The sequence below is a fragment of the Rhodococcus sp. BP-316 genome, assembly GCF_019836105.1.
GTDB lineage: Bacteria > Actinomycetota > Actinomycetes > Mycobacteriales > Mycobacteriaceae > Rhodococcoides.
This window is the reverse complement of sequence record NZ_JABUEE010000001.1, coordinates 579,789-605,275: the sequence shown is the minus strand read 5'-3', so window position 1 is coordinate 605,275 and position 25,487 is coordinate 579,789. Positions and strand designations below refer to the sequence as shown.

General features: G+C 69.1%; 23 protein-coding genes. 17 read left to right on the top strand and 6 right to left on the bottom strand.

Annotated features, from left to right (window positions below; genetic code table 11):
* Window positions 1–2 precede the first annotated feature (2 nt).
* The 6 genes from HQ312_RS02815 (at window position 3) to HQ312_RS02790 (ending at window position 7,624) form a co-directional block, all read left to right on the top strand.
* Window positions 3–476, top strand: coding sequence for a (2Fe-2S)-binding protein (locus tag HQ312_RS02815; RefSeq protein WP_027504988.1), 474 nt, complete (start codon window positions 3–5; stop codon window positions 474–476).
* A complete protein-coding gene (locus HQ312_RS02810; protein WP_222637737.1) occupies window positions 473–1,828 on the top strand; it encodes an 8-oxoguanine deaminase in 1,356 nt (451 codons plus the stop codon). Before HQ312_RS02815 ends, HQ312_RS02810 begins: the two co-directional genes overlap by 4 nt.
* A complete protein-coding gene (locus HQ312_RS02805) occupies window positions 1,825–4,161 on the top strand; it encodes a molybdopterin cofactor-binding domain-containing protein (protein ID WP_308123771.1) in 2,337 nt (778 codons plus the stop codon). The genes HQ312_RS02810 and HQ312_RS02805 overlap by 4 nt, the downstream gene beginning before the upstream one ends.
* Window positions 4,162–4,165: 4 nt before the next feature.
* Window positions 4,166–5,608, top strand: coding sequence for an NCS2 family permease (locus tag HQ312_RS02800; RefSeq protein ID WP_027504991.1), 1,443 nt, complete (start codon window positions 4,166–4,168; stop codon window positions 5,606–5,608).
* Window positions 5,608–6,681 (top strand): XdhC family protein, encoded by a 1,074-nt coding sequence (locus HQ312_RS02795; protein ID WP_222637736.1) that lies wholly within the window; start codon window positions 5,608–5,610, stop codon window positions 6,679–6,681. Before HQ312_RS02800 ends, HQ312_RS02795 begins: the two co-directional genes overlap by 1 nt.
* A 91-nt stretch (window positions 6,682–6,772) precedes the next feature.
* The gene (locus tag HQ312_RS02790) at window positions 6,773–7,624 is read left to right on the top strand and encodes a type IV toxin-antitoxin system AbiEi family antitoxin domain-containing protein (protein WP_222637735.1); all 852 of its coding nucleotides are present in this window, start codon (window positions 6,773–6,775) and stop codon (window positions 7,622–7,624) included.
* A gap of 37 nt (window positions 7,625–7,661) precedes the next feature.
* On the opposite strand, the gene alc is transcribed toward HQ312_RS02790, so the two are convergent.
* The 6 genes from alc to HQ312_RS02760 are packed head-to-tail and all read right to left on the bottom strand — an operon-like array spanning window position 7,662 to window position 13,714.
* Window positions 7,662–8,687, bottom strand: a complete 1,026-nt coding sequence (gene alc / locus HQ312_RS02785) for an allantoicase (RefSeq protein ID WP_222637734.1) — start codon at window positions 8,685–8,687, stop codon at window positions 7,662–7,664.
* Window positions 8,684–9,805, bottom strand: a complete 1,122-nt coding sequence (locus tag HQ312_RS02780) for a glycerate kinase (protein ID WP_222637733.1) — start codon at window positions 9,803–9,805, stop codon at window positions 8,684–8,686. The genes alc and HQ312_RS02780 overlap by 4 nt, the downstream gene beginning before the upstream one ends.
* Before the next feature lie 2 nt (window positions 9,806–9,807).
* Complete coding sequence (gcl, locus tag HQ312_RS02775; RefSeq protein ID WP_222637732.1) at window positions 9,808–11,607, bottom strand: glyoxylate carboligase; 1,800 nt, start codon at window positions 11,605–11,607, stop codon at window positions 9,808–9,810.
* Entirely contained in the window at window positions 11,604–12,488 is an 885-nt protein-coding gene (locus HQ312_RS02770) for a 2-hydroxy-3-oxopropionate reductase (protein ID WP_222637731.1), read from the bottom strand. The genes gcl and HQ312_RS02770 overlap by 4 nt, the downstream gene beginning before the upstream one ends.
* 9 nt (window positions 12,489–12,497) lie before the next feature.
* Window positions 12,498–13,310, bottom strand: a complete 813-nt coding sequence (locus HQ312_RS02765; protein WP_222637730.1) for a hydroxypyruvate isomerase family protein — start codon at window positions 13,308–13,310, stop codon at window positions 12,498–12,500.
* Window positions 13,307–13,714, bottom strand: coding sequence for a gamma-glutamylcyclotransferase (locus tag HQ312_RS02760; protein WP_222637729.1), 408 nt, complete (start codon window positions 13,712–13,714; stop codon window positions 13,307–13,309). Before HQ312_RS02760 ends, HQ312_RS02765 begins: the two co-directional genes overlap by 4 nt.
* A gap of 158 nt (window positions 13,715–13,872) precedes the next feature.
* Between HQ312_RS02760 and uraD the strand changes: the two genes are divergently transcribed.
* The 11 genes from uraD (at window position 13,873) to HQ312_RS02705 (ending at window position 25,486) form a co-directional block, all read left to right on the top strand.
* Window positions 13,873–14,382, top strand: a complete 510-nt coding sequence (gene uraD, locus HQ312_RS02755) for a 2-oxo-4-hydroxy-4-carboxy-5-ureidoimidazoline decarboxylase (protein WP_222637728.1) — start codon at window positions 13,873–13,875, stop codon at window positions 14,380–14,382.
* Window positions 14,379–14,717 (top strand): hydroxyisourate hydrolase, encoded by a 339-nt coding sequence (gene uraH, locus HQ312_RS02750; protein ID WP_222637727.1) that lies wholly within the window; start codon window positions 14,379–14,381, stop codon window positions 14,715–14,717. The genes uraD and uraH overlap by 4 nt, the downstream gene beginning before the upstream one ends.
* Window positions 14,718–14,719: 2 nt before the next feature.
* Window positions 14,720–15,613, top strand: coding sequence for a factor-independent urate hydroxylase (gene pucL / locus HQ312_RS02745; RefSeq protein WP_204867885.1), 894 nt, complete (start codon window positions 14,720–14,722; stop codon window positions 15,611–15,613).
* A gap of 9 nt (window positions 15,614–15,622) precedes the next feature.
* On the top strand, window positions 15,623–16,996 hold the full coding sequence (locus HQ312_RS02740; protein WP_222637726.1) for a nucleobase:cation symporter-2 family protein: 1,374 nt from the start codon (window positions 15,623–15,625) through the stop codon (window positions 16,994–16,996).
* 36 nt (window positions 16,997–17,032) lie between these two features.
* Window positions 17,033–17,797, top strand: coding sequence for an IclR family transcriptional regulator (locus HQ312_RS02735; RefSeq protein ID WP_027505003.1), 765 nt, complete (start codon window positions 17,033–17,035; stop codon window positions 17,795–17,797).
* Between the two features lie 13 nt (window positions 17,798–17,810).
* A complete protein-coding gene (locus HQ312_RS02730; protein WP_027505004.1) occupies window positions 17,811–18,221 on the top strand; it encodes an OsmC family protein in 411 nt (136 codons plus the stop codon).
* The gene (locus tag HQ312_RS02725) at window positions 18,218–18,502 is read left to right on the top strand and encodes an acylphosphatase (protein ID WP_027505005.1); all 285 of its coding nucleotides are present in this window, start codon (window positions 18,218–18,220) and stop codon (window positions 18,500–18,502) included. The genes HQ312_RS02730 and HQ312_RS02725 overlap by 4 nt, the downstream gene beginning before the upstream one ends.
* Before the next feature lie 29 nt (window positions 18,503–18,531).
* Window positions 18,532–22,155 (top strand): chromosome segregation protein SMC, encoded by a 3,624-nt coding sequence (smc, locus tag HQ312_RS02720; protein WP_222637725.1) that lies wholly within the window; start codon window positions 18,532–18,534, stop codon window positions 22,153–22,155.
* A 4-nt stretch (window positions 22,156–22,159) separates the two neighbouring features.
* Window positions 22,160–23,560, top strand: a complete 1,401-nt coding sequence (gene ftsY / locus HQ312_RS02715) for a signal recognition particle-docking protein FtsY (protein ID WP_222637724.1) — start codon at window positions 22,160–22,162, stop codon at window positions 23,558–23,560.
* A gap of 222 nt (window positions 23,561–23,782) precedes the next feature.
* Window positions 23,783–25,144: an ammonium transporter gene (locus HQ312_RS02710; protein WP_027505008.1), complete on the top strand. Its 1,362-nt coding sequence runs from the start codon at window positions 23,783–23,785 to the stop codon at window positions 25,142–25,144.
* A 3-nt stretch (window positions 25,145–25,147) separates the two neighbouring features.
* Window positions 25,148–25,486: a P-II family nitrogen regulator gene (locus tag HQ312_RS02705; RefSeq protein ID WP_027505009.1), complete on the top strand. Its 339-nt coding sequence runs from the start codon at window positions 25,148–25,150 to the stop codon at window positions 25,484–25,486.
* Window position 25,487: the final 1 nt, after the last annotated feature.

The window sequence follows — 25,487 nt, the reverse complement described above, 5'->3', positions numbered from 1 at the left end:
GCATGAGAGTGAACTGCACGGTGAACGGCACCGACCAGAGCGCGGACGACGTGTGGGAGGGCGAGAGTCTTCTCTACGTGTTGCGCGAGCGCATGGGCCTGCCCGGATCGAAGAACGCGTGCGAGCAGGGGGAGTGCGGTTCCTGCACCGTCTATCTCGACGACGTGCCGGTGTGCTCGTGCCTGGTGGCGGCCGGCCAGGTCGAAGGTCGACGCGTGCGCACCGTGGAGGGACTCTCCGACGGGGAGGCGCTGGGTCCGATCCAGAAGGCCTTCGTGGAGTGCGGCGCCGTCCAGTGCGGCTTCTGCACACCCGGGCTGGTGGTCCAGGCGCACGACCTCGTCGAGCGGGTGCCCGATCCGTCCGATGCGGAGATCCGCGAGGCCCTCGCCGGAAACCTCTGCCGCTGCACCGGTTACGAGAAGATTCTCGACGCCGTCCGACTCGCCGCCTCACGAAGGGCCGATTCCCGATGAGTGTTCGCATCGTCACCAACGCCTACATCGCACCCGTGGTCGGTGCCGAGATCCCGCACGGGTACATCGTCGTCGACGGGCCGCTCGTGACCGCGATCGGCGCGGGTCCCGCGCCGATCGTTCCCGGCGCCGAGATCATCGACGCGCGTGGCGGACTGGTCACGCCCGGTCTGGTCAATGCCCATCACCACCTGTACCAGTGGGCGTCGCAGGGACTGGCGAAGGACAGCACCCTCTTCGAGTGGCTCGTGACCCTCTACCGGCCCTGGGCGAAGATGGACGCCGAGGTGGTCGGCGGGGCCGCGCTGGCGGGGCTCGGCTGGCTCGCGAAGTCCGGGTGCACCACCAGCACCGATCACCACTACATCTTCCCGAAGGGACGGGGCGATCTGTTCGCCGCCGAGATCGACGCGGCGGCGCGGATCGGACTGCGATTCCACCCCTGCCGCGGGTCGATGGACCGGGGCGTGTCGGACGGCGGGCTCCCTCCCGACGAGGTGGTGGAGGAGCTCGACGACATCCTGACCGCCACCGCGGACGCGATCGACACGTACCACGACGCGTCGTTCGGGTCGATGCTGCGGATCGCCGTCGCGCCGTGCTCCCCGTTCTCGATCAGCAAGGACCTGCTCGTGGAATCGGCGAGCCTCGCCCGATCGAAAAGTGTTCGGCTGCACACACATCTGTCGGAGACGGTGGACGAGGAGGAGCACTGCCTCGCCCAGATGGGCTGCACGCCCGTGCGGTACATGGAACAGGTGGGGTGGCTGGGCGACGACGTGTGGTTCGCCCACGCCGTCCACCTGCACGACTCCGACATCACCTCGCTCGCGGCAACGGGTACCGGCGTCGCGCACTGCCCCAGTTCGAACGCGCGACTCGGCGCGGGAATCGCCCGTGTCGCCGATCTGCTGGACGCCGGCGCGCCGGTCGGTCTCGGCGTGGACGGATCGGCGTCCGCCGAGATGGTCTCGCTTGCCGGCGAGATCCGTCAGGCCGTGTACATGCAGCGGGCACGCTACGGGCCGACCGCGCTGAGTGCCCGCCAGGCTCTCGAGGCCGCGACACTCGGTGGCGCCACGGTCCTCGGCCGGCAGGACCAGATCGGGTCACTCGAGGTGGGCAAGCTCGCCGACCTCGCGATCTGGCGTACCGACGGCTTCTTCGCCGCGATAGACGATCCCGTCGTCGCGCTCGCGTACGGGCAGACGCCGCCCCTGGGCCACCTCATGGTCGGCGGTCGGACGATCGTGGAGGACGACACGCTGATCAGCGTGTCGCAGGACGAGGCGGCGGCGGCCGGAGCGAACGCACACCGTCGTCTCATGGCTCTCGCGAAGGACGTCCTGTGAGCGCCCCCGGACGGACGCGCCCCGGCGCCTTCCCCGCACCCGTGGACGCACCGGGCCTCGGACGCGTGGGAGACAGTCCGCTCCGCCCCGACGGGACCCTGAAGGTCAAGGGAGAGTTCGCGTACTCGTCCGATCTGTTCATCGACGGCATGCTGCACGGCGCCACCCTGCGGAGTCCGCATCCCCGCGCGCGCATCGTGTCCGTGGACATCTCGGCGGCGCTCGCCCTCCCCGGCGTGGAGGCCGTGCTCACCCACGAGGACGTGCCGGGACGCCCGTGTTTCGGCCTCGACGGCACCTGGGACCAGCCTGTCCTCGCCTTCGGCGAGGTGCGTCACGAAGGCGAGCCCATCGTCCTCGTCGCGGCGGATCACCCCGAGACCGCGCGCCGGGCGATGGAACGGATCGAGGTGGTCTACGAGGTGCTCGAGCCACTGTGTGACGCCCGCCGTGCCGCACTGGATTCGACCTACCCGAAGGTGCAGGAGCGCGGCGGAATCGCACGCCACCAACCGGTGCGCGTCGGCGACGTGGCCGCTGCGCGCGCGCGGGCCGACGTGATCGTCAGCAGCGACTTCTCGGTCGGCATCCAGGACCAGGCCTTCCTCGGACCCGAATCGGGTCTCGCGGTTCCCGGCGACGACGGCGGGGTGGACCTGTACGTCGCGACGCAATGGATGCACAACGACCTCGAACAGATCGGGCCCTGCCTCGGACTGCCGAAGGAGAAGATCAGGATGACGCTCTCCGGCGTCGGGGGAGCGTTCGGCGGGCGCGAGGACCTGTCCATGCAGATCCACGCGGCCATGCTCGCGATGTACACGGGCAAGCCGGTCCGGATGGTCTACAACCGCTACGAGTCGTTCTTCGGCCACGTGCACCGGCACCCGGCGCAGATGCACTACGAGTACGGCGCCACGATCGACGGCCGGCTGCTGTTCGCGGACGTCGAGATCATCCTCGACGGCGGCGCCTACACGTCGGCCACGCTGAACGTCGTCGGCAACGCTGCGTCGCTGGGCGTGGGACCGTACGTGATCCCGAACATCGAGATCGACGCGTACGGCGTCTACACGAACAACCCGCCGTGCGGCGCGATGCGCGGATTCGGCGCCGTACAGGCATGTTTCGCGTACGAGTCGATGATGGACCAGCTCGCCGAGGCGTGCGGTCTGAGCCCGGTCGAGGTCCGCCGCGTCAACGCCGTCGCTCAGGGTTCGCTCCTCGCCACCGGTCAGGTGATCGAGGCTCCCGCGCCCCTCGCCGAGATGCTCCTCCGGGCCGAGGCGATGCCCATGCCCGCGCCACTGGACACCTCCGACATCCGCAATCTTCCCGGAGGCGCGTCGCAGACCACGCACGGTGAGGGCGTCGTGCGGGGAGTCGGCTACGGCGTGGGACTCAAGAACATCTGCTTCTCGGAGAACTACGACGACTACTCGACGGCGCGGGTCCGACTCGAGGTCATCGGCGGCGAGGTCACCGCTCTGGTGCACACGGCCGCCGCCGAGGTGGGACAGGGCCTGGTGACACTGGAGGCACAGATCGCCCGCACCGAGCTGGGGGTGTCGCGCGTGACGATCCATCCGGCCGACACCACCGTCGGGAACTCCGGGTCGTCGTCCGCGTCCCGCCAGTCCTACATGACCGGCGGCGCGGTGAAGGCCGCCTGCGAGGCGGTTCGGGAGGCCGTGTTCGTCCTCGCCGGACTGCATCTCGGTCGCGCCGCCGCGGACCTGACTCTGGACGGCGGCAAGGTCGTCTCCCGCGCCGACGGCGTCCTGGCCACGATCGAGGACGTCCTCGGCGACCGAGTGGTCGAGCAGACCCGCGAGTTCCACCACCGCCCCACCACCGGCATGGATCCGGTGACCGGGCAGGGCGCGAGCCACACCCAGCTGGCGCTGTGCGTGCACCGCGCGGTGGTCGACGTCGACGTCGAGCTCGGTCTGGTGAAGGTCGTCGAGATGGCCGCCGTCCAGGACGTCGGCAAGATCCTCAACCGGCTCTCCCTCGAAGGGCAGATCCACGGCGGATCGGCTCAGGGACTGGGCCTGGCCCTGATGGAGGAGATCGTCGTCGTGGACGGGCTGGTGAAGAACCCGTCGTTCACCGACTACCTCATCCCCACCATCCTCGACATGCCGCCGATGAAGCTCGACATCCTGGAGAACCCGGACCCGCTGGCGCCGTACGGCCTTCGCGGCGCCGGCGAGCCGCCGACCCTGTCCTCCACCCCCGCAGTCGTCGCTGCCGTTCGCGACGCCACCGGTCTCGCCCTCACACGAGTACCGATACGACCCGAACACATCACGGACCCGGGAAGGCCCTGACCTCATGACGAAACTCGATCCCGCGACGACGGTGGGCAGCGGCGGACGCCGCTCCCGACTCGACACCTTCTTCTCCATCACGATGCGCGGCTCCACGATCACCCGTGAGATCCGCGGCGGCATCACGACGTTCGTCGCGATGGCTTACCTGATCGTACTGATCCCGCTCATCATCGGCGACGCGCAGGACGTCACCGGTGCGACCCTCGACCCGGCACAGTTGAGCACCATGGTCGCGCTGTCGGCGGGGCTGACGACCGTGCTGATGGGCGTGGTGGGCAACGCGCCGCTCGCCATGGCGGCAGGGCTCGGAGTGACGCCGATCGTGGTGTTCCAGGCCGCGCCGTTCATGACCTGGCCCCAGGCGATGGGTCTCGTCGTCCTCGAAGGTGTCATCATCGTCGTCCTCGCGCTGACCGGTGTCCGCCAACTCATCATGGACGCGATCCCGCGCGTGCTGAAGCAGGCCATCGGAGTGGGCATCGGAGCGTTCATCGCCCTCATCGGTCTCGTCGACGCCGGGTTCGTCGGCTACGGCGACAACGCCTCCACCGCAGTCACACTCGGTATCTTCGGAAAGCTCGCAGGCTGGCCGGTCCTCGTGTTCTGCGTCGGCCTCGTGGTCATGATGGTGCTGTTCGTCCGGCGCGTCCCCGGTGCGATGCTCATCGGCATCTTCGTCGCCACCAACCTCGCCATCGTGCTGAACTCCGTGGTCGACATCGACCCACGCGCATGGGGTCCCGTGGTGCCCTCGGTACCCGATTCCATCGTCGCCACACCGCGATTCGACCTGCTGTTCGAGGTGGACGTGTTCGGCGGCTTCGCCCGCGCCGGCGTCGTCACCGCCTCGGTCGTGCTGTTCACGCTGGTGCTCTCGGGCTTCTTCGACGCCATGGGAACCATCCTCGGAGTGGGGGAGGAGGCCGGGCTCGTCGACAAACAGGGGCGGCTGCCCGGACTGAGCCGTATCCTCACCGTCGATGGCATCGGCGCCATCCTCGGCGGCGCGATCAACGGTTCCGCCAACACCGCGGTGGTCGAATCGGCCGCCGGAGTCGCGGAGGGTGCTCGCACGGGACTGGCCAGCGTGGTCACCGGTGGGCTGCTCACCAGCCTCATCTTCTTCACACCACTCGCCGGCGTCGTCCCGGTCGGCGCGGCAGCTCCCGCGCTGGTCCTCGTCGGCGCGTTGATGATGACCCACGTCCGCAAGATCGACTGGGAGGACACCGAGATCGCGATCCCGGCCTTCCTGACCATCGTGCTCATGCCCTTCACGTACTCGATCACGGTCGGTGTGGCGGCAGGGGTGTTGTCCTACACGATCATCCGCCTGGCCAAGGGAAAGGTGCGGCAGACGCACTGGCTGCTGTACGTCATGAGCGCGGTGTTCGTCGTGTACTTCGCACTGCACCCCATCGAGGAAGCGCTGGGCATCTCCTGATGCGGGACATCGCGGACCGGTTGATGGCCTGGCACGACGCGGGACTGGCGTACGCCGTCGCGACCGTCGTCGCCGTCTCGGGCAGCGCGCCCCGGTCACCCGGTGCCGCGATGGCCGTCGCCTCCGACGGACAGGTGGTGGGCAGCGTGTCGGGCGGCTGCGTCGAAGGTGCCGTCTACGCGCTCTGCGAGGAGGTCCTGGAGACCGGCGTCGCGGTCCGCCGGAGTTTCGGCTACAGCGACGACGACGCGTTCGCCGTCGGTCTCACCTGCGGGGGCGAGATCGAGGTGTTCGTCTCGCCGGCGCCCGACCCCGCGGTCCTGCGGTCGTTCGACGGCGCCGTCGCCACCGTTCAGCTCCTCGACTCCGTCGGCACGGTCCTGGCCGTGCGGCCGGACCGGCACGTCGGATCGACCGGCTTCGCCGACATCGACCGCATCGCGGTCGACGAGGCCCGCGCCATGCTGGACACCGGGACCACCGGAATCCGTTCCGTTCGTTGCCGACCCGGTGTGGAGATGTTCGTCGCGTCGTATGCCGAGCCGCCGCGACTGCTCGTCTTCGGTGCCATCGATCATGCCGGCGCTCTGGCCCGGCTCGGTACCTTCCTCGGCTACCGCGTGACGGTGTGCGACGCGCGCCCGGTGTTCGCCACACGGGCACGGTTTCCGGACGCCGACGAGGTGATCGCCGAATGGCCGCACTCCTATCTCGCGCGCACGGACGTCGACGCGCGCACGGTGGTATGCGTCCTGACCCACGACGCGAAGTTCGACGTGCCGCTGCTCGAGGTCGCGCTCAGGTTGCCGGTGGCGTTCATCGGGGCGATGGGATCGAGGCGGACCCACCGTGACCGGCTGGCACGGCTGCGCGAGGTGGGGATGACCGAGACCGAGCTGTCTCGGCTGCGCTCGCCCGTCGGCCTAGACCTGGGTGCGAGTACACCCGAGGAGACCGCGGTGGCCATCGCGGCGGAGTTCGTGGCAGCGCGGCGCGGAGGCAGCGGCATGTCCCTGACACTCGGGGACGGCCCGATCCACCACGCGACCGTGCCCGACCGTCGTCAGGCGTAGCCGAGTTGTGTGCAGTGATCCGCGGTGGGCGCGGATCACTGCACACAGGCGGACCGGGAACGACCGTGCCGCCCTGCGCGTCGAACCACTCGTGATCGACAGACTGCTCGCGGCTCAGGACGGCGTGGTCACGTCCGCACACGCTCGAGCTGCCGGCCTGAGCTCGGACGCTCTCGAACGACGAGTCCGCTCGGGACGGTGGCGACGGGTGAGTCCCGGCGTGTACGTCGCCCTCGACCGACCGTTCACCGACACAGCGCGGGTGCGGTGCGCAGTGTGGTCGACCACCAGCGGAGTGCTCACCGGGACGAGCGCCGCGTTCTGGTTGGGCCTGACGACGCATCTCCCGCCGCTGGTCGAGGTCACCGTTCCGCTCACCGCGTCGGGACGCCCCGCGCCGGGGGTTCGGTTGCGCCGCCGCACTCTCGATGCGGCAGACATCGTCGAGGTCCGCCGTGTTCGCGTCTCCGGTCTGGCGCTGACGGTGCTCGAGGCATCCGTCGTTCTCGGCCAGGAGGTCATGGACCGGCAGCTGCAGCGGCACGCGACTCTTCTGGGCCTACGGCGGGCGCAGGACCGCAATCGCGGACGACACGGCAGCACGAAAGCAGAGCGATTGTTGCGGGCGGCCGAGTCCGGCGCTCGATCGGAGGCGGAGCGGCTCGTTATTCGCCTGCTCACCGTATCCGGGCTCCGCGGGTGGGTGGTGAACCATCCGTTCGGCGGGTACGTGCTCGACATCGCGTTCCCGTTGCAGCGCTTGGCGATCGAGATCGACGGGTGGGCATTCCACTCCGACAGCGCGGCCTTCCAGCGTGACCGTATCCGGCAGAACGTGCTGAGCGCGTCGTGGACGGTGCTGCGCTACACCTGGCGCGACCTGACCGAGCGTCCCGGCGACGTGATCGCGGAGATCCGCGCGCTCGTCGATCGTGTGCAGTGATCCGCGGTATCCGCGGATCACTGCACACAAGCCAGCGCTACTCGGTGGGACGCGAGGACGACCAGCGTTCGCGGGCCGCGGTGGCCGAGGCGTCGTCGAGCTCACCGAACAGCCGCAGCCGCGACAGTCCGCCGTCCGGGTAGACGTCCAGACGCAGGTGCGTCGCGGCAGGCGAGGCATCCAGGGCGAACCGGTGCCGGGTGTCCGGAGCCACGGCCGTCCGCGGTAGCAGTTCGTGCCACGCGCCCTCGTCGTGGACGTCGGCGGTGCGCGCGTCCACGGTGGTGATCCGGACCCACCCGGGCGCGTTGCCGACGTAGTAGCTCGTGTCCACTTCGAGGTGGCGGGGAACACCCGCGGCCGCCAGTGCGAACACCGCGAAGTCGTTGCCTCCGTGTCGTCGTCGCGCGTTCTCCCAGCCCTCACCCATGTTGCGGGCGCGGCCCGGCATGATGATGTTGGCCGGCGAGGAGTAGAACGCGTCGGAGCACTCCGTCAGGACAGCGCCGTTCTCCGCGGCGAGCAGGTCGACCGTCCCCGTCAGGAACCTCGGGTCCGGGACCACCTCGCCGTGCACCCGGAGTCGGGCCACGCCCCCGTCGGGAAAGATGTTGAGGCGCACATGTGTCCACCGGTGGTGATCGTCGACGCTGTAGGCGTTCGCGGTGCCGCCGAGTGCCGGCGATCTCTCGACGAGGGTGTGCCAGTCGGCCTTCTCCAGCTCCTCGCTCGACGGGTGGCCCTCGACGCAGGCTCCGTCGACGGACACGAACGGCGGGTAGTTGCCGAGGAAGTGTGCCGTGTCGACGATGACGCCGTGCACGATGCCGGCGGCACCGAGTCGGACGATCGCCCAGTCGTGTCCGTCGTCCCGGCGGCGACGGGTCTCCCACCCGTCGTAGACCTTGCCCTTGTGCCCGAAGTCGTGGGGATCGAAGAACGGGGGTTCGGGCCGGATCAGGTTCTCCCGCTGGGCGAACAGTTCGTCGTTCGCCGCGCTGACGCTTCCTCCCAGGGCGCGGGAGGCGAGGTCGACATGGGCGGTGAACGCAGCGGTGGTCATGAAACTCCTTCGGTAAAATACGAGGTGGCGATGGTCGCGCCGATCCGCTGGAGCAGCGTCGGAGCGTGGCGCATCGACGCGGCAAGATCGGGTTCGAGATCGGCGAGCGAGTAGGAGCGGACGATGCCGTGGTCGAGTAGGCGATCGAGTGCGAGCGTGATTCGGCCGGCGACGGCGATCACCGGGATGCCTTCGTCGCGGGCGACCTGGGCGACGCCGACCGGGACTTTGCCGTGCAGGCTCTGCTCGTCCAGTGATCCCTCACCGGTGACCACGAGGTCCGCCGACGCCAGCCGGCGACGGAAGTTGACCAGGTCGAGCACGGTGTCGATTCCGGACCGCACCGTCGCTCCGAGCACTGCCATCGCGCCGAAGGCAGTTCCGCCGGCTGCGCCCGCACCGGGCCGATCGGCGTGGGCAGCGCCCGCGACCTCCGCCCATCGCGTCATCGCCTGCTCGAGGACACGCACTGCGTCCGGGCCGGCGCCCTTCTGTGGTGCGTACACGGCGGTGGCGCCCGCAGGGCCGAGCAGTGGATTGTCGACGTCGCACGCGAGTTGGAAGGAGACACCGGCCACCGCGGACGTCATCGCGTCGAGATCCAACGTCGCCGCCTCGCGCAACGCCGCACCGCCGCCGGTGATCTCACGGCCACGGGCGTCGAGGATACGCACACCCAGTCCGCGGAGCATGCCGGCGCCGCCGTCGGTGGAGGCGCTGCCGCCCAGCCCGATGACGATGGTCCGGGCGCCGTCGCCGAGAGCGTGTCGGATGACCGTCCCGAGTCCGAAAGTACTGGTGTCCAACGCGTTCGGGGCACCGCCGGGCAGTAGCGACAGTCCCACCGTCGACGCGAGTTCGACGACCGCGGTGGCTCCCCGCCGCGCGTACGAGGAGTCGACAGGCGTGCCCGTCGGACCGGTCGTGGACACGGGCACGCGGTCCCACCCGGCGGCGACGGCGGCGTCGACCGTGCCGTCGCCGCCGTCCGCCACCGGCAGTCGCACGACGTCCCACGACGGTGCGGCGGTCGCGATGCCCTCGGCCAGGGCATCGGCGACCTCGATCGCCGTCGCCGATCCCTTGAACTTGTCGGGCGAGAGGAGAACGCGCGGCATCCTCAGTCCAACATCAGCAGTGCCGTGGGTGCATCGGCGGACGATCGCGCGAGATCCTCGAACTCGCCGACATTGTCCAGCTCGGTGCCCATCGCGATGTTCGTGACGCGCTCCAACACGATCTCGACGACGACGGGGACCTTGTGCTCGGCCGCCAGGGTGCGGGCCGAGGCGAGTGCGTCCGCGATCGCATCCGGGTCGGTGACGCGCAACGCCTTGCAGCCCAGCCCCTCCGCGACGGCGACATGATCGACGCCGTAGCCCTTGGGGATGCCCGGTTCACCGTCGACCGGGTCGTGGTGATTGATGTTGTCGAAACCGAGCTGCACACAGAAGTCCATGTCGAAGGCACGCTGGGCCTGTCGGATCAGACCGAGGTACGAATTGTTCACCAGCACGTGCACGTAGGGGAGGTTGAACTGTGCGCCGACGGCCAACTCCTCGATCATGAACTGGAAGTCGTAGTCGCCCGAGAGACCCACGACCGGTGTGCTCGGGTCCGCCGCGACCACACCGAGCGCGGCGGGGATCGTCCACCCCAGTGGACCGGCCTGGCCACAGTTGATCCAGTTGCGCGGCTCATAGACGTGCAGGAACTGTCCGCCCGCGATCTGCGACAGCCCGATCGTCGTGACGTAGCGGGTGTCCCGGCCGAAGACACGGTTCATCTCCTCGTACACGCGCTGCGGCTTGATCGGGACGTCGTCGAAGTGCGTGCGACGCTGCATGGTCCGCTTCCGCGTCGCGCACTCCTCCACCCAGCCCGTGAGGTCGCGGAGCGCACCGGCCGCGCGGCGGTCACGTGCGACGGCCACGAACTGTTCCAGTGCTGCCGCAGCGTCCGAGATGATGCCGTAGTCGGGGGCGAACACCCGTCCGATCTGAGTCGGCTCGATGTCGACGTGGACGAACGTCCGCGTCCCGCGGTAGGTGTCCAGGCCACCGGTGTGTCGGTTGGCCCACCGGTTCCCGATGCCGATGACGAAGTCCGAGGCGAGCAGCGTCGCGTTGCCGTAACGGTGCGAGGTCTGGAGCCCGACCATCCCCGCGGCGAGGCGATGATCGTCGGGAATGGTGCCCCAGCCCATCAGCGTGGGGATCACGGGGACGTTCAGGATCTCGGCCAACTCGACCAGGAGGTCCGATGCGTCGGCGTTGACGATGCCTCCGCCGGCGACGATCAACGGTCGCTCGGCGGCGAGCAGCATGTCGATCGCCTTCTCCGCCTGTGCCCGCGAGGCACGCGGCTTGTGCACCGGCAGTGACTGATACGTGTCGGGGTCGAACTCGATCTCGGCCATCTGCACATCGATGGGCAGGTCGATCAGGACGGGACCGGGGCGCCCGGACCGCATCAGGTGGAACGCCTGCGCGAAAGCGCCGGGCACCTGCGCGGGCTCGAGGACCGTCATGGCCATCTTCGTCACCGGTGCGGCGATCGACGCGATGTCGACGGCCTGAAAGTCTTCCTTGTGCAGTCGGGCCACCGGTGCCTGGCCCGTGATGGCCAGTACGGGAACGGAATCCGCCATCGCGGAGTAGAGACCGGTGATCATGTCGGTGCCGGCCGGCCCGGAGGTGCCGATGCAGATGCCGATGTTGCCGGCCTTCGCTCGGGTGAATCCCTCCGCCATGTGTGACGCGCCTTCGACGTGGCGGGCCAGGACATGCCGGATCCCGCCGTGCGCCCGCATGGCCGAGTAGAAGGGGTTGATCGCAGCGCCGGGGAGACCGAATGCTGTGGTGGCGCCCTCGAGTTCGAGAATCTTCACCGCGGCGTCGGCCGCGCGCATGCGGGTCATCGGCTCGCCTTCCCGGACAGCTGCTCGACGCCGCGGAACAAGGCCGAGTGGTCGAGTCCGCCGTCACCGTTGGCGCGTGCCGACGCCATCAGTTGGGCGAGCAGGGCACCCATCGGCGTGACGACACCCGCCTCGCGTGCCGCGGAGCCGACGATGCCGAGGTCCTTGTGGTGCAGGTCGATCCGGAACCCGGGCTCGAACGATCGGTCGAGCATCTTCTGTGCCTTCTGCTTCAGGACTGCCGACCCGGCGAGGCCGCCCCCGAGAACCTCGACGGCGGCGCGCATGTCGACGCCGTAGGCCTCGAGGAAGACGATCGCCTCAGCGAGCACCTGGATGTTGCCGGCCACGATCAATTGGTTGGCGGCCTTGACGGTCTGCCCGGAGCCGTTGGGTCCGACGTGGACGACGGTCGAGCCCACCACGTCGAGAATGGGCCTGGCCGACTCGACGTCCTCGGCGCTGCCGCCCACCATGATCGACAGGGCCCGGTTCTCGGCGCCGGCCTGACCGCCGGACACCGGCGCGTCGATGATGCGGAACCCTCGTGACCGGGCCTCCTGCGCCAGCGCGCTGGTGACGTCCGGTCGGATGCTGGAGAAGTCGATGATCAGGGCGTCTGCAGGTGCGTTGTCGAACACCCCGCCCTCGCCGGTGAGGACGTCCTGGACGTCGGGGGAGTCGGGCACCATGACCGCGATGACGTCCGCGCCGGTCACCGCCTTGGCGATCGACTCGGCCGCGGTGCCGCCGGCCTCGACCAGTGGTGCGGTGCGGTCGGGTGTGAGGTTGTACCCGACCACCTGATGGCCGGCCTGTGCGAGGTGGACGGCCATGGGGCTGCCCATGATGCCGAGTCCGATGAATGCGATGGTGCTCATGGCGGATCCTTACGTGGAGTGCGAGTGGGTGAGCCAGTCGAAGGCGGTGTCCCGAGCGGCCTTGTATTCGAGTCCGATGACACCGCGGTAGCCGTTCTCGGCGAGGCGCGCGAGGTGCGCGTCCAGATCGAGGGCGCCGCTGCCGGGTGCACCGCGACCGGGCGAGTCAGCAATTTGGACGTGTCCGATCAGGGCGGCCCGGGTGTCGATGACCGCGGCGACGTCGTCACCGTTGACGTCGAGGTGGTACAGGTCGGCGAGCAGTCGGAGCGAGTCGACGCCGCGGGCGGCGACCCGGTCGATCACGGCGACCGCGTCCGCGGCCGTCGTCAGCGGGTAGGCGGGAGCTCCGCTCACCGGCTCGATCAGGACGACTCCACCGAGTCGGGCGACGGCGGTGCCGGCGGCCACCAGGTTGTCGGTGGCGACGCGGTCCTGTTCGACGGGATCGACCCCCTCGAGCCGATTGCCGTAGAGCGCGTTGAACGCTCGGGTACCGAGTCGCTCACCGATTCCGACCGTGACGTCGATGTTGTCGCGGAACGCCGCGATCTGTGCCGGGTCTGACAGGATTCCCCGATCGCCGGCCGGCATGTCGCCCGCGGCGAAGTTCAGCCCGGTCAGTCGGACCCCGGCATCCTCGACCGCGGTGACGAAGGCGTCCACCTCGCGGTCGGCGGGCACGGGAGAGGCGAAGGGCCACCAGAACTCGACGGCGTCGAAGCCGAGATCCCGAGCGAGCCGAGGGCGCTCGAGGAGGGGCACCTCGGTCAACAGGATCGAGCAGTTGACCGCGTACGTCCACGTCTCGCGGCCGCTCACGAGACGTCGCCGGACGACGGGGCGGTGAGCCCGCGGTACCGCCGCCAGCTGCCGGCGGCGGTGATGTCCGTCAGGCCCGTGTGGTCGTCGAGCAGTATGCCGGGCCGAAGACCCACGGCGAGAACGGAATCTCCGTTCTCGAGCTGCACGACCGTCAGTTCGAGCTCGGGTGGCTCGTCGGGCAGGAACCGAGCGCGGATGTCATTCATCGGGACGTCGTACAGCTCACCCTCGATGGCGGCGCCGCCGTCCGGGGCGAGAACCAGGGCCGGGAACTCGTCCCGTACCGAGTAGAAGCGGTAGTCGGGTGTGGTGCGCACGGTGCCGAGGAAGGTGTGGGCGGCGACGTTGTGGTGCAGAACGCCACCACGCATAGCGTCGCCGTTGCAGAAGAGTCGAGCCATCGAATGGACCTCCAGAATCCGTAATGTGGAATAAGTATTCCGCGGATGCGTCGAGTGTCACGGGTCACAGTAGGGATGTCAACCCCCTCGGCCGTGCCGTGCGAGGCGCTGCAGATCGAGGGTTGACAGCGCGTGTGACCGCTGTCACTCTTCGTTCTATGGAATTGCTGTTTCGCGATACGGAATCCAAGAGCCGCGCGAATGACGGCGGAGAAGAGCACCTCCGTCACTGCCTCGACATCCCCCGGTGGGGCCGGGCGCTGCTCGCGCTGACGCCCTTCGCGGACGAGAGATCGCTGCACACCGCGGTGATGTCGGTGGCCGCCCCGTTCACGCCCGCCGAGATCGACGGTGCGCTCCGGCACCATCCGCGCATCGGGGACCGGCCCGTCGGTGACGACGCCGGCGCCGCGTTCGCACGCTCGGAGCAGTCCGGCGTGGACAGCTCCGATGCGCGGGTCGGCGCTCGGCTCGCCGCCGGCAACGAGGAGTACGAATCGCGATTCGGTCGGGTGTTCCTCGTCAGAGCGGCCGGCCGGAGTGCCGCCGACGTGCTCGCCGAGCTCGATCGGCGGCTGGGTCACGACGAGTCGACCGAACTCCGCGAGATCGAGGACGCTCTGCGTCAGATCGCCGCTGTGCGGCTCCTGGGGCCGGGTGTCCTGTGACTAAGCCCGCTCACGTCACGACGCACGTACTCGATGCAGCCGATGGTGTTCCCGCACAGGGCGTGTCGGTGGTACTGGTGCGTGAACGCGACGGCGTGACCCTGGCCTCGCGCGTGACGGACGCGCAGGGGCGCATCACCGATCTCGGTCCCGCCCGCCTCGAACCGGGCGTCTACCGGCTGACCTTCGACACCGCGTCCTACTTCGCGCGCGGGGGCCGTCCGACCTTCTATCCACGGATCGACATCGCCGTCGACATCCGTTCCGCCGACGAGCACTACCACGTTCCGATTCTTCTCAGCCCGTTCGCGTACACGACCTATCGAGGGAGCTAGACATGAGCACGATCGTTCTCGGAGCCAACCAGTACGGCAAGGCCGAATGCCGCCTCGTGCGCATCGACAGGGAGACCCCGCGCCACCGCATCACCGACATCTCGGTCACGTCGCAGTTGCGAGGAGATCTGTCCGCGGCGCACACCGACGGCGACAACGGTCATGTCGTCGCGACCGACACACAGAAGAACACCGTGTACGCGTTCGCACGCCACGGGATCGGTGCCATCGAGGAGTTCGCGCTGCGTCTCGGGCGGCACTTCACCACCGATTTCGACTGGATCACCGGCGGCCGCTGGGAGATAGAGCAGTACTCGTGGGACCGCATCCCGACGGGACCGGAAGGGCACGATCACTCCTTCGTCCGTGCCGGCGACGAGAAGCGCACCACCATCGTGACCGTGGACGGCGACGACACCTGGATCGTCTCGGGCCTCAGCGATCTGGTGGTGCTCAAGTCGACGGGCTCGGAGTTCTGGGGCTTCCCCACCGACAGATACACCACTCTGCAGGAGACGACGGATCGCATCCTCGCCACCTCGGTGAGTGCACGGTGGCGGTACCTCACCACCGAGCTCGATTTCGACAAGACGTTCACCGACGTCCGCTCCATCATGCTCGAGACCTTCGCGACGGTGCATTCACTGGGGTTGCAGCAGAGCCTGTTCCAGATGGGGACGAAAGTTCTGGAGGCGCATCCCGAGATCGGCGAGATCAGGTTCTCGATGCCCAACAAACACCACTTCCTCGTCGACCTGGAACCGTTCGGGCTCGACAACCCCGGCGAGGTGTTCTACGCCGCGGACCGGCCCTACGGGCTCATCGAGGCCACCGTCGAACGTGACGACGCCCCCGACGCCGGCCGGGCGTGGGACACCGTTCCCGGATTCTGTTAGGAGACGGCGATGACACGCGCAGCGTACGATCCCGCCCGCCCGGAGGACGAGCGGCTGAGTCTCGGCAAGACCTACGTCTACGGCCTGCAACACATCCTGACGATGTACGGCGGGGTCATCGCGCCTCCGCTCATCGTCGGCGGCGCCGCCGGTCTGTCCGGTACCGACATCGCGATCCTGGTGTCGGCGGCCCTGTTCGTCAGCGGCGCGGCGACTCTTTTGCAGACACTCGGGTTGCCGTTCGTGGGCGCCAAGCTACCTCTGGTGCAGGGCATCTCGTTCGCCTCCGTGTCCACGATGGTGGCCGTCGCGAGTGGGCCCGGTGGGCTGAACGCGGTGTTCGGCGCCATCATCGCCGCCGGTGCCATCGGCATCCTCGTCACACCGTTCTTCAGCAGGATCGTCCGCTTCTTCCCACCGGTGGTCACCGGCACCATCATCACGGTCATCGGAATCTCGTTGCTGCCCGTGGCCTGTCGGTGGGCCATGGGTGGGACGGAGTCCGCGCCGGACTGGGGGTCGACCTCGAACATCGGGTTGGCCGGTGTCAGTCTCCTCGTCGTCCTCGTCGTCAGCCGGTTCGCGCAGGGCACAGCGTCGCGCCTGTCCATCCTGATCGGCATCGTCGTCGGCACAATTGTCGCGTCGCTCGTCGGCGAGGCCGACTTCGGTGACGTGGGCACGGGCGCGATCTTCAGTCTCCCGGAGCCGTTCGCCTTCGGGACGCCCGTCTTCCAGATCGGGGCGATCATCTCGATGGTCGTGGTCATCCTGGTGATCATGACCGAGACGACGGCCGACATCCTCGCGGTGGGCGAGATCGTCGGCACCGACGTCGATTCCCGCCGCGTCGGGGACGGTCTCCGGGCCGACATGCTCGCCACCACCGTTGCCCCGATCTTCGGAACGTTCCCCGCGAGTGCCTTCGCACAGAACGTCGGCCTCGTGGCGGTGACGGGCATCAAGAGCAGGTTCGTGGTCGCCGCCGGTGGATCGGTACTGCTGGTGCTGGGGTTGTTTCCCGTCCTCGGACGTCTCGTCGCCGCGGTACCACTGCCCGTGCTGGGCGGCGCCGGCATCGTGTTGTTCGGTTCGGTGGCGGCGAGCGGCATTCGCACCCTGTCGAAGGTCGACTTCGACGGCAACCTGAATCTCGTGATCGTGGCCGTGGCCATCGGATTCGGCGTGCTTCCCATCGCCGTGCCCGGATTCTGGTCGGCGTTCCCGGAGTGGGTGCACGTGGTGTTCGACTCGGGAATCAGCGCGGCGAGCATCGTCGCGGTGATCCTCAACATCTTCTTCAACGAGATCACTGCCGGTCGACGGTCGTCGCCGTCGGTGGTCGCAGCGGCACCACCCATCGTGGTCGAGCGAAGGGAATGAGCCGTTTCTTCCGCCTGGTGGAATAGGCTCGGCGGCATGGAGTCCAGTGGCGGCGTGCAGTCGGTCGAGCGCGCGTTCGACCTTCTCGAGATCATGGCCGGTGCGGGCGGGTCGGTCGGTGTCAGCGAGCTGGCCGAGGCGGCCGAGCTGCCGATGCCGACCATCCATCGTCTGCTCAAGACCCTGGTGGCGCTGGGATACGCACGCCGACTCCCGTCGCGCCGGTACGCCCTGGGGACACGGCTCATCGCCCTCGGTGAGCGATCCGCCAAGCTCATCGGCTCGTGGGCTCGTCCCTATCTGGCGGAGCTCGTGTCGATCACGCACGAGACGTCCAACATGGCGTTCCTCGAGGACGACATGGCCGTGTACGTCGCGCAGGTGCCGTCCGAGCATGCGATGCGCATGTTCAACGAGGTGGGTCAGCGCGTGTTCCCGCACAGCACCGGGGTGGGAAAGGCGTTGCTCGCGCAGCTGCCCGACGAGGAGGTGCTCGCACTGCTCGCCCGGACGGGGATGGCGCCGAAGACGGTGAACACCCACACCACACCCGCGGCGCTCCTCGCAGATCTCGCCGTGATCCGCGAGCGCGGGTACTCCGTGGACGAGGGGGAGCAGGAGGTGGGGGTGCGGTGCTTCGCGGTTCCGGTGATCGGCGCCCCGACACTCACCGCGATCTCGATCGCGGGCCCGTCCGCCCGCGTCACCCCCGACACCGCGAACGACTATGTGCCACTGCTCGTCTCGGCCGCCGAACGACTGGCGAAGGACCTGGCCGCGGACGGTCTCGGTCGCCGCTGACTAGACTCGGTCCATGGCTGAACTGTGGGTCGATCGCACCGGGACACGTCGTTACACCGGCAAGAGTTCGCGCGGTGCCGAAGTGCTCATCGGGTCCGAGGACGTCGAGGGTGTCTTCACTCCCGGTGAGCTGCTCAAGATCGCTCTCGCGGCATGCACGGGCATGAGCTCCGATCGTCCCCTCGCCCGCCGGCTCGGTGACGACTACGACGCGACCGTCCGGGTGTCGGGCGTCGCCGATCGTGACGAGGAGCGCTACCCGCGGCTCGAGGAGGTGCTGACGGTCGACCTCAGCGCCCTCGATCCGGAGGCCAGGGAACGGTTGCTCACCGTCGTCACCAAGGCAGTCGACAAGGTGTGCACGGTGGGGCGCACGTTGAAGGCGGGCACCGAGGTGGACCTCCGTATCGAGGTCGAGGAGTGACGGCAGTCGACCTCGAACGGCTGAGCGCGTGGGTCCACGGCAGTGTCCAGGGCGTCGGTTTCCGCTGGTGGACGCGGTCGCGCGCGTTGGAACTCGGGCTCGTCGGATCAGCGACCAACACGTCCGACGGCCGGGTGCACGTGGTCGCCGAGGGAGATCGAGCTGATCTCGAAGCGCTGCTCGCCGCTCTGCGATCGGGTGACACCCCGGGCTCGGTGACCACCGTGGTAGACAACTGGGAATCCGCGCGCGGCGGACTCGACGGGTTCGTCGAACGCTGAGAGAGCAGGGCTGGGTAGTCTGAACCGCCATGCACCTCAAGAGTCTGACGCTGAAGGGCTTCAAGTCCTTCGCCTCGGCGACGACTCTGCGTTTCGAGCCCGGCATCACCTGCGTGGTGGGGCCCAACGGATCGGGCAAGTCGAATGTCGTCGACGCGCTGACCTGGGTCATGGGGGAGCAGGGCGCGAAGGCGCTGCGCGGCGGCAAGATGGAGGACGTCATCTTCGCCGGCACGTCCGGCCGCGCCCCGCTGGGCCGGGCCGAGGTGACGCTGACCATCGACAACAGCGACGGCGCGCTGCCGATCGACTACTCCGAGGTCTCGATCACCCGCCGCATGTTCCGCGACGGTGCCGGCGAGTACGAGATCAACGGCAGCTCGTGCCGACTGATGGACGTCCAGGAACTGCTCAGCGACTCGGGTATCGGCCGTGAGATGCACGTCATCGTCGGTCAGGGTCGGCTCGCCGCCATTCTCGAGTCGCGGCCGGAGGACCGTCGCGCCTTCATCGAGGAGGCCGCCGGCGTCCTCAAGCACCGCAAGCGCAAAGAGAAGGCCGTCCGCAAGCTCGACTCCATGCAGGCCAACCTCGCGCGTCTGACGGACCTCACCACAGAACTGCGTCGGCAGCTCAAGCCCCTGGGCCGACAGGCCGAGGTGGCCCGGCGCGCGCAGACCGTGCAGGCGGACCTCCGCGACGCGCGCCTGCGCATCGCCGCCGACGATCTGGTGACACGCCGGACCGAACTGGCGGAACAGTCGCACGACGAGACGAAGGCTCGCGAGGAGTACGCCGCTGTCCAGGACGCGTTGGCCGAGGGCGAGGCGGTGCTGGCCGAGGGCGAGCAGGACCTCGCGCGACTCACCCCGAGCGCGGAGGCGGCGGCGCAGACGTGGTTCCAGCTGTCCGCTCTCGCCGAGCGTGTCGGCGCCACCGTGCGCATCGCGACCGAGCGGGCACGTCACCTCGGTGACGAGCCGGAGGACCGCCGCGGTCCCGACCCGGACGAGCTCGAGCAGCGTGCGGACCGGGTCGCCGAGGAGGAGCTGCAGCTGACCGAGGCGGTGGAGTTCGCGCGCGCCACCCTCGATGCCGCGAGGGAGCAGCTCGCGGAACGGGAAGCGGCCGCGGCGGACGCGGAGCGCGCCCACGCCGCTGCCGTGCGCGCCGTCGCCGACCGCAGGGAGGGCCTCGCGCGGCTCTCCGGTCAGGTGGACGGGCTGCGCGCTCGGGCCGAGTCGTACGACACGGAGGTGGCCCGTCTCGCGACCGCGATCGAGGACGCGAGGCACCGCGGCGACGCCGCACAGGCCGAGTTCGACATCGTCCAGGAGAAGGTCGGCGAACTCGACGCCGGTGAGGCGGGACTGGACTCGCAGCACGAGAATGCTGTCGAGGCACTGGCCATCGCCGACGCCCGCGTCGCGGAACTGCAGACGGGAGAACGGGAGTCGAGCCAGCGAGTGGCATCGCTGCGCGCCCGGATCGACGCTCTCACGATGAACCTGGAACGCGGCGACGGCGGTGCGTGGCTGGGGGAGAAGCAACAGCACGGCGTCGTCGGCAGGTTGGGCGATCACCTCTCCGTGCGGCCGGGCTACGAGGTGGCGGTGGCCGTGGCGCTGGGAGCCGCGGCCGACGCCGTGGTGGTCTCGTCGGTCGAGAACGCCCGCGAGGCGGTGTCGGCGCTCAAGAGCGAGGACGCCGGCCGCGCGGCGATCGTCTACCCCACGGGCGCGGCGTCCAAGGAGCGGAGGATCGGCTCCGGCACCTCGATCCTGTCGGTGATCGAGGCGTCCGAGTCGGCGCGCGGCGCGCTCGCCTCGTTGTTGGCGGGCACCAGCGTCGTCGACACGCTGGAGGAGGCCACCGCCCTGGTCGAGGACAGCGCCGACGTGCGCGTCGTGACACGCGGCGGCGACCTGGTGGGGCGCGGGTGGATCACCGGTGGGTCGGACCGCCGACCCAGCACGCTCGAGGTGCAGGCGGCCATCGACGAGTCGGTGACCGAACTGGCGGCGACGGAGCGTCGGACCGAGGAACTCGCCGCGGCGCTGTCCGGGGCGCTCGCCGAACAGGCGGACCGCCGGGAGGCCGCCGATCAGGCGTTGGCCGCGCTCACCGAGTCCGACGCCGCGATGTCCGCGGTGTACGAGCAACTCGGCCGACTGGGCCAGGTCGCCCGTGTCGCGCATGCCGAGTCGACCCGGCTGCAGTCCCAGCGCGAACGGGCCGAGCATCAGCGGGACGAGGCGGTGACCGCGCTCGCCGAACTGGAGGAGCGCGTGCGCCGGGCCGAGGACGACCAGGGCGGCGACGCCGACGGGGACGGTGAGGCGGAAGAGTGGGCGCGGGCCCGCGAGGACGCTGCCGCAGCGGTCACCGAGGTGCGGTCCGTCGAGGTCGAGGCCAGATTGTCCCTACGCACCGCCGAGGAGCGCGCCGACTCGGTCCGCGGCAAGGCCGACCAGCTCCGTCGGCAGGCGCGGATGGAACGAGAAGGCCGTGCGCGAGCCGAGCGGGCACGGGCACGCCGCGTGCAGTCCGCTGCGGTGGCCGCCGCGGTCGCCGAGGCCGGGACTCGTGTCGCCGGACGGCTGGAGCGCGTCGTGGCGGACGCTGCCGTGCGCCGCGACGAACTGGCTCGCCGTCGTTCCGACCGAGCGGCCGAGCTGGACCGGACGCGGGAACAGGTTCGCGCCCTCGCCGCGCGCGCCACGCAGTTGACCGACGCGGTGCACCGCGACGAGGTGGCCAAGGCGCAGGCGGTGCTCCGCATCGAGCAGCTCGAACAGAACGTGGTGGAGCAGTTCTCCATCGCGCCCGACGACCTGATCGCCGAGTACGGACCCGACGTCACGCTGCCGCCGACCGACCTAGAGATGGCGGAGTACGAGCAGGCGAAGGAACGCGGCGAGCAGGTGGTGGCCCCGGCCCCGATGCCGTTCGACCGCGCGGAGCAGGAGCGCCGGGTCAAGCGTGCGGAGAAGGACCTCGCGACGCTGGGCAAGGTCAACCCGCTGGCTCTCGAGGAGTTCGCCGCCCTGGAGGAGCGCTACAACTTCCTGTCCACCCAGCTCGAGGACGTGAAGTCGGCGCGCAAGGATCTGTTGGGCGTGGTCGCGGACGTCGACGCCCGCATCCTGCAGGTGTTCACCGAGGCCTACGCCGACGTCGAGCGCGAGTTCGTCGGCGTCTTCGCCAAGCTCTTCCCGGGCGGTGAGGGCCGACTGGTACTGACCGACCCCTCGGACATGCTCACCACCGGCATCGAGGTCGAGGCCCGTCCGCCGGGCAAGAAGGTCAAGAGGTTGTCGCTGCTGTCCGGCGGCGAGAAGTCGCTCACCGCGGTCGCGATGCTCGTGGCCATCTTCCGGGCCCGGCCGTCCCCGTTCTACGTCATGGACGAGGTCGAGGCGGCGCTGGACGACACGAACCTCCGTCGCCTCATCGGCCTGTTCGAGCAGCTGCGGGAGAAGTCGCAGCTCATCGTCATCACGCACCAGAAACCCACCATGGAGGTGGCCGACGCGCTGTACGGCGTGAGCATGCGCGGCGACGGCATCACGACGGTGATCTCGCAGCGGCTGCCCAAGCGTGCCGTCCTCGAGCCCGCGGGGGAGGTGGCGACTCCCGAGCCACCGTCCTGACAGGATGGTCGACGTGACTACCGAACTGTGGATCGTCGTGGCGGCCGTCCTCGCACTGCTCGTCGTCGTGCTCGTCGTCGGGTTGGTGTTGCAGCGTCGTCGCCGCATCTCCCTGGCCCGTCCGGACACCACCGAGCAGGTCCGCGAGGTCGACCGATCGGGTGGCTACAAGGCCGGGACCGGATTCGACTTCTCGCAGGGCACGGCGGCTCCGCCCGAGCCGGCGCCCCGGAAGCCGATCCCCGAACCCACCCTCGAGCGCACCGACACCGACGATCAGCCGCGGGTCGGTGACGACGCGTCGGTTCCTCGCGACGCACCCAAGCGGGGCATCACCGACATCTCGCTGCCCGACCCGGTGCTCGACGAGCCCGCTCCGGCCACGGAGGCACCGACTGTCGAGACCCCGCCCGTGGTCGTCCCTCCGGTGGAGGAGGAGACGCCCGCGGAACCGGCGAGCTCCGCTCCGGTGCTCGACGAGATCGAGCCGACGTCGGGCCGCCTGACCAAGCTGCGCGGTCGACTGTCGCGATCGCAGAACGCCGTGGGCCGGTCGTTGCTCGGACTGCTCGGTGGCGGCGACCTCGACGAGGACTCGTGGGAGGAGGTCGAGGACACCCTCCTCGTCGCCGACCTGGGGAGTGCGGCGACCGCCGAGATCGTCGCGACGCTGCGTGAACAGATGGCCGTGCGCAACGTGCGGACGGAGCCCGAGGCCCGCGCCCTGCTGCGCGAGGTGCTGATCGAGCAGCTCACCCCGTCGTTCGACCGCTCGATCCGTGCGCTGCCGCACGGTGACCGGCCGTCGGTCCTGCTCGTCGTCGGCGTCAACGGCACCGGCAAGACCACGACGACCGGTAAGCTCGCCCGCGTCCTGGTGGCGGACGGTCGTCGGGTCGTGCTGGGCGCGGCCGACACCTTCCGCGCCGCGGCGGCCGACCAGCTGCAGACGTGGGCCGAGCGCGTGGGTGCCGAGGTGGTGCGCGGCAAGGAGGGCGCGGATCCGGCCGCCGTCGCGTTCGACGCCGTGACGCGCGGGATCGCCGACGGAGTCGACGCCGTGCTCATCGACACGGCGGGCCGATTGCACACCAAGACCGGACTGATGGACGAGCTGGGCAAGGTCAAGCGCGTCATCGAGAAGAAGGCGCCCGTCGACGACGTCCTGCTCGTGCTCGACGCGACCATCGGTCAGAACGGTCTCGCGCAGGCCCGGGTCTTCGCTCAGGTCGTCGACATCACCGGCGTCGTGCTGACCAAGCTGGACGGCACCGCCAAGGGCGGCATCGTGTTCCAGGTGCAGCGTGAACTCGGTGTCCCGGTGAAGCTCGTGGGCCTCGGTGAGGGCGCCGACGACCTCGCTCCGTTCGAGCCCGGCGCGTTCGTCGACGCTCTTCTGGGCTGACCGCGAGCCCCGCTCGGGCCGCCGAGAATTCGACTCTCATCGAGTCCTCGGCGGCCGAATCGGGTGAAAAGACCGAGACGCAACACGGTCGCAACATGATTCGGCTGTGCGTTCACACCGACGAAACACCGCAGTGTCGTCGCCGAAACGTCGAGTGAGCACCCTTCTCCTCAGGTCGTCAGCCGCCATCGGCTGGGGCGAGGAAGAAGGAGGAGGCTCAAGGTGGATTTTCCCACTATCGGTGCGCCCGACACCGGTGACACCGCATGGATGCTGACAAGCGCGGCATTCGTGTTGCTCATGGTTCCGGGTCTTGCGTTCTTCTACGGCGGCATGGTCCGCGCGAAGAGCGTGCTGAACATGATCATGATGAGCATCAGCGCGATGGGCGTCGTCGGCGTTCTCTGGGTGCTGTACGGCTACTCGGTCACCTTCGGCGAGGACAAGGGCAACCTGATCGGTGACCCGTTCCAGTACTTCGGGCTCAAGGGCCTGATCGGCGGAACGTACCTCGCGTCCGAGGACGAGGCCGGTGTGCTCACCGATGCCGCGATCCCGCTCGTCGGCACCATCCCCGCGACCGTGTTCGTCTCCTTCCAGGCCATGTTCGCGATCCTGACGGTCGCGCTCATCTCCGGCGCTGTCGCCGACCGCATGCGCTTCGGACCGTGGCTGCTGTTCGCCGGACTGTGGGCGACCCTCGTCTACTTCCCGGTCGCGCACTGGGTCTTCTCCTTCGACGAGGTCACCACCACGACCGGTGGTTGGATCGCCAACAAGCTCGCGGCGGTCGACTTCGCCGGCGGTACCGCCGTCCACATCAACGCGGGTGCCGCGGGTCTGGTGCTCGCCGTCATCCTGGGCAAGCGCAAGGGATGGCCGGGTACTCCGTTCCGCCCCCACAACCTGCCGTTCGTCATGCTGGGTGCCGGCCTCCTCTGGTTCGGTTGGTTCGGCTTCAACGCCGGTTCCGCCGTCGGCTCCAACGGCATCGCCGGTGCCACCTTCGTCACCACCATCGCGGCCACGGCCGCAGCCATGCTGGCCTGGCTCCTCACGGAGCGCATCCGTGACGGGCACGCGACGAGTCTCGGTGGTGCGTCGGGCATCGTCGCCGGACTCGTGGCCATCACCCCGGCCTGCTCCTCGGTCAACATCCTCGGTGCACTCGTCATCGGCGTCGTCGCCGGTGTGCTCTGCGCACTGGCCGTCGGCCTGAAGTTCAAGTTCGGTTTCGACGACTCGCTCGATGTCGTCGGCGTCCACCTCGTCGGCGGTCTGGTGGGCACGCTGCTCGTCGGACTGGTCGCCACCTCCGAGGCGCCGGCCGGTGTCGAGGGGCTGTTCTACGGCGGCGGATTCGACCAGCTGTGGCGTCAGGCAGTCGGTGCCGGTGCGGTGCTGCTCTACTCTCTGGTGGGTACGACCATCGTCGCGCTCATCGTCAAGTACACCGTGGGCCTCCGGATCGACGACGATGGTGAATCCATGGGAGCCGACGAATCGGAACATGCCGAGACCGCCTACGACTTTGCGGCACTCGGTGGGTCAACACTGGGACGCGTTCCCAGCAAGGAGGCGTGAGACATGAAGTTGATCACTGCAATCGTCAAGCCGTTCACTCTCGAGGACGTCAAGACGGCTCTCGAGCAGGCAGGCGTTCTCGGTATGACCGTGAGCGAGGTACAGGGGTACGGCCGACAGAAGGGCCACACCGAGGTCTACCGCGGTGCCGAGTACTCCGTGGACTTCGTTCCCAAGGTGCGCGTCGAGGTCGTCGTGGACGATGCGGCCGTGGACAAGGTCGTCGAGGTGATCGTCGAGGCAGCCCGTACCGGCAAGATCGGTGACGGCAAGGTCTGGGTCTCGCCCGTGGAGGCCGTCGTGCGCGTGCGCACCGGCGAGCGTGGCTCCGACGCTCTGTAGT